Annotated in this window: 3 protein-coding genes; 1 reads left to right on the top strand and 2 read right to left on the bottom strand. The window is 75.0% G+C overall.

Annotated features, from left to right (window positions below):
- Positions 1-86: 86 nt before the first annotated feature.
- Entirely contained in the window at positions 87-2126 is a 2040-nt protein-coding gene (locus tag E1293_RS45100) for a serine/threonine-protein kinase (RefSeq protein ID WP_424923732.1), read from the bottom strand.
- On the opposite strand from E1293_RS45100, the gene E1293_RS50920 reads away from it, so the two are divergent.
- Positions 2062-2370 carry a hypothetical protein gene (locus tag E1293_RS50920; RefSeq protein WP_424923733.1) on the top strand — a complete coding sequence of 103 codons (309 nt, stop codon included), beginning with the start codon at positions 2062-2064 and terminating at the stop codon, positions 2368-2370. The genes E1293_RS45100 and E1293_RS50920 overlap by 65 nt on opposite strands.
- Positions 2371-2683: 313 nt before the next feature.
- Here the strand turns inward: E1293_RS50920 and E1293_RS45095 are convergent, their stop codons facing one another.
- The gene (locus E1293_RS45095) at positions 2684-3898 is read right to left on the bottom strand and encodes a hypothetical protein (protein WP_132206005.1); all 1215 of its coding nucleotides are present in this window, start codon (positions 3896-3898) and stop codon (positions 2684-2686) included.
- Between the last annotated feature and the right edge of the window lie 235 nt (positions 3899-4133).

Here is a 4133-nt window from a genome sequence, read left to right as displayed (position 1 = left end):
TTTCTCGCAGAAGCGGTCGTGGGCGTGGACGGGCTCGCCGCAGGTGCGGCAGAGGGTGAGTGGGGGGTGCTGGTCGGCGTCCATGGTCAGAAGAGCGTCCTCGGGCGGACGGCGTTGGCGCGTTTGACCATCGCGTGGCGGTGCTCGGAGCCTTCGGCGAGCTTGGCGAGGACGCGGTAGGTGACCTCCAGCCTCTTGCGGAGGGCCTGCTCGTCCATGTCGGTGTCGAGGATCTGCTGCCGGACGCCGGGCGGGGCGGGGCCGCGGTCGGTCCGCACCCAGGTGAGCGCCGCCTCCAGGACCTCGGCGGCGAACGCGGCGGATCGCTCGGTGTCCAGGCGCAGCGACGACAGGCGGCGGCCGGCCTCGATGAGGACGGGCGCGTTCAGCTCGGCGGGGCGCCTTCCCCGGACGGTGGTCGCGACGGCGGCGAGCTGCGCGGCCAGGTAGTGGCTGGAGATGCGGGGCACCGAGTCGAGGACGCGTTCCGCGGCCGTCCGGTCGCCGGCCGCGATCCGGGTGCGGGCCAGCCCGAACGCGGCGCTGACATGGGTGGGGTCGGTGCGCCAGACCGTCTCGTAGAAGTAGCCGGCGCTCGGCATGTCGTCCAGGGTCTCGTGGCAGAAGGCGAGCGCCAGCTTCGGCGCCTGCTCGCCGGGCGCGAGGTCGTACAGGTCGTTGAAGACGGCGACGGCCTCGGTGCCGCGTCCGCCGGCGAGCGCGCGGACGCCCCTGTACCAGTCGACGCGCCAGTCGTCCGGTGCCTCGGCGGCGATGTCCTCCAGGAGGCGGGCGGCGCCGTCGAGGTCGCCCAGCTCGATGCGGACGCGCACCAGCGCGAGGCGCACCTCGCGGGACGCGACCGGCGCGGACGCCAGGGCCGCGGCCAGGTCGGCCGGGTCGCGGGCGGTGAGCCCGGCGAGGAACGCGGCGGCCGGGTCGGAGGCGTACACGAGCGGGACGGGCAGCGCCGCCGCGGCGGCGGCCGGTTCGAGCGGCGCCAGGACGGGCGGCGCCGCGCCGGTGTGCTCCAAGGCGCGGGCGATGTCGGTGCCGGCCGTCTGCTGCTCGGGCCCGAAGAGCGGGGACGGTGCGGGCCGCGGCCGTCCGTCCTCGGCGGACAGGACCTCGCGCAGCACGCCGGTGAGCTGCTCGGCCATCTCGGCGGCGCTCTGGAACCGCCGGGCCGGGTCGGGGTGCGTGGCGCGGCGCAGCAGCCGGTGGTAGGACTCGTGCCGCTGGAAGAGCGCCACCTCCTCGCGGGGCGGCAGGCTCCGCAGGTGGCGGCCGGTGTAGCCGCGGAACGGGAAGCTGAGGACGGCGAGCGTCCGCCCCACGGTGTAGAGGTCGGACGTGATCGACGGGCCCTGCGAGCCGATCTCCGGGCCCTGGTAGCCGGGCGTGCCGAAGATCGGGCTGTCCACGTCGAAGGCGCGCCGGACGCCGCCGAGGTCGATCAGCTTGAGCTGCTCCTCGGACTGGATGGCGTTGTCCGGCTTGAAGTCGCAGTACAGCAGCCCGACGCCGTGCAGGTAGCCGAGGGCGCTCAGCACCTCCAGGCCGTACGCGATCACCTGGCCGAGCGGCAGCGCGGCCTGGTCGCCGTGCTGCTCGCGGGCGCTGAGCAGGATGTCCTTCAGCGACCGTCCGCCGACGTACTCCATGACGATGTAGCCGGAGTCCTCGTGCCGGACGAAGTTGTAGATCTTGACGATGTTGGGGTGCTCGACCTCGGCGAGGAACGCGCGCTCGGCCGTCGCGGCGGCCAGCGAGTCGGCGTCGCCGGTGTCGAGCAGGCCCTTCAGGACGACCCAGCGCTCGCTGACGTTGTGGTCGCGGGCCAGGTACACCCAGCCGAGCCCGCCGTGCGCGAGGCAGCCGAGCACCTCGTACTGCCCGCCGATCAGCTCGCCCTTGTGCAGCTTCGGCGTGAACGAGAACGGGTGCCCGCAGTTGCGGCAGAACCCCTCGGTGCGTCCCGGGCGGCCGCCCCGGCTCCGTCCGACCTTCTCGTCGCACTTGCTGCAGTAGCGCCGGTTCTCCGGCACCTCCGGCTTCTCCATGATCGCGGACGCGGGGTCGCGGGCCGGGACGGGCGGGACCTCGACCAGCCCGGCGCCGAGCATCCCGCGCCTGGCCGAGCCGCTGGAGCCCGACCCGCGGGTGCCGCCGCGCGACGCCGTCCGCGCGGACCCCGACCCGATGCTCGCCGACCCGCTCGCCGGCGCGCTGCCGGACGTCGACCCGGCCCCGCCGCTTCCGCTGGGCCCGGACCCGGCGGGCGACGGAGTCACCGCGGGCGCCACGGTCGTCACCGGCGCCTGCCCCGCCGGGTACGCGGCGGGCGTCGTGCCCGGGGCACCGCCGTAAGCGCCCGGATACCCGGGTGCCACCGGCGCCGCGGGCCGCACCGGCACCGCGGCCCGAGGCGGATGCGCCCCACTCGCCGCCACGGGATTCGCGGCCGCCGGGCTCGCAGGGGCCGGGCTCGCAGGGGCGGAACTGGCGGAGCCCGGACTCGCTGAGCCCGCGGACGTCGGGTTCGCGGGCGTCGGACTTGCGGACGGGTCGGCGGGCGCGGAGCCGTGCGACGACGGAGGCTCGGCGGCGGGGGCCATGCCGCAGATGTTGCAGAAGCCGTCCGGCTCCACCTCGCCTGTGCAGCCGGGCTGGGTGCATCGGTTCATCGCCGGGTCCCCGTCTCGCTCTCGCACGCCCTGATCGCTCGCTGGTACTCCGCCACTACCGTGGTCGCCCTGCGCAGGTCGCAGGGCGCCGTCCACAGCACCTCGCGGGCCTCCCCGTACAGCGTGGTGAGCTGCTCGTCCTCGGCCAGGCCGAGCCGCGCGGCCTTGGCCCGGTACGCCTCCAGCCGTCCCCGTAGCTCGCCCCGCCGGTCGAGCAGCCCCGCACTGAGACGCAGGTCGCCGGTCGCCCGTTCCAGCGCGTCGGCGGCGGCGCGTTCGAGTTCGGCGAAGCGTCCCGCCATCTCGACCCAGCGGCCGGCCTCGCGCAGCCGCTCCAGCGCGGCGAGCCGGTCGCGCAGCGCGGTGCCGAGGCCCCGCGCCGGTTCCGGGAGGTTGGGTGAGTGGATCTTGGAGAGGGCGGTCGCGTAGGCGTCGTGAGCCCGCCGCTCCGTCTCCTCGATCTCCTCGACGGAGACCGTGACCCGGGCGGCGAGTTCGGTGTAGTCCTCGCGCATCCGGGCGACGCCGGCGAGTTCGTCGCCGAGCGTGGTCAGTATGGCGCACACGCGGTCGAGCCGGGCGGTGTCCGGGCGGCCGTCCCTGACCAGCGACAGCGGGTCGGTGCGGACGAGCCGGCCGAGCGCGGTCAGCTCGCGTCCGACCCGGTCGAGCTCCGGATGCCGGGTGCCGTCCAGCGAGTGCGCCAGCCGGGCCGTCTCCCGCCAGCTCTCCTCGGCCCGCTCCAGCGGCTCCAGCAGCACGCTCCAGGCGGCGTCGGCGGCGGCGATCTCGCCAGCGACGAACTCGTAGGCGTCCGACATCATCGCGACCGCCTCGTCCAGGGTGATGCGGCGCTCCTGCGGGCCGAGCAGGGTGCGGTGCTCCAGCGGGATCTCCCCGTCGGGCGGCTCCACCGAGAACCCGGACAGCAGCCCGGACAGCTCCATGAGCGTCGCCGCGTCCGGACGGGACGCCTGCCGGCGCAGCTCCCCCGCGGCGTCCAGGACCCGCTGGTAGGCGTCGAACAGCCGCCACAGCGTCGCCAGCCGGGCCTGCGCGTCCTCCCAGCGGCGCCACGTCTCGCCGGTGAGGCGGGCGCCCTTGAGCAGGCGGCCGCCCGGATGCCGTTCAAGTTCGAGGAGGGAGGAGGAGATGCGGTCGCGCTCGTCCCGCAGCGTCGTGAGGGCATGGTCGACGCCTTCACGGCTCATGGGCGCGGCGGCCCCTGCCCCGCTCTGGTCCAACGTCTGCCCCGCGATCGTCTTCGTGGTCCCCCTGAGCATGCCCTCAGCACCGGTCTGGGAGCACGGACCGGTCCACTATCGGACGTACGCTCTCATACAAGTGTGATCCGTGACACTAACCGAGACAAGGTCCTTTCTGTCGCGGAAGTCCCGGCCGCGCAACCGGAGGCCCCCGCCGCGCGCCCCCACCACGCGCCCGCAC

This window comes from Actinomadura darangshiensis, assembly GCF_004349235.1.
Classification (GTDB): domain Bacteria; phylum Actinomycetota; class Actinomycetes; order Streptosporangiales; family Streptosporangiaceae; genus Spirillospora; species Spirillospora darangshiensis.
This window is presented reverse-complemented; position numbering and strand designations above follow the sequence as displayed.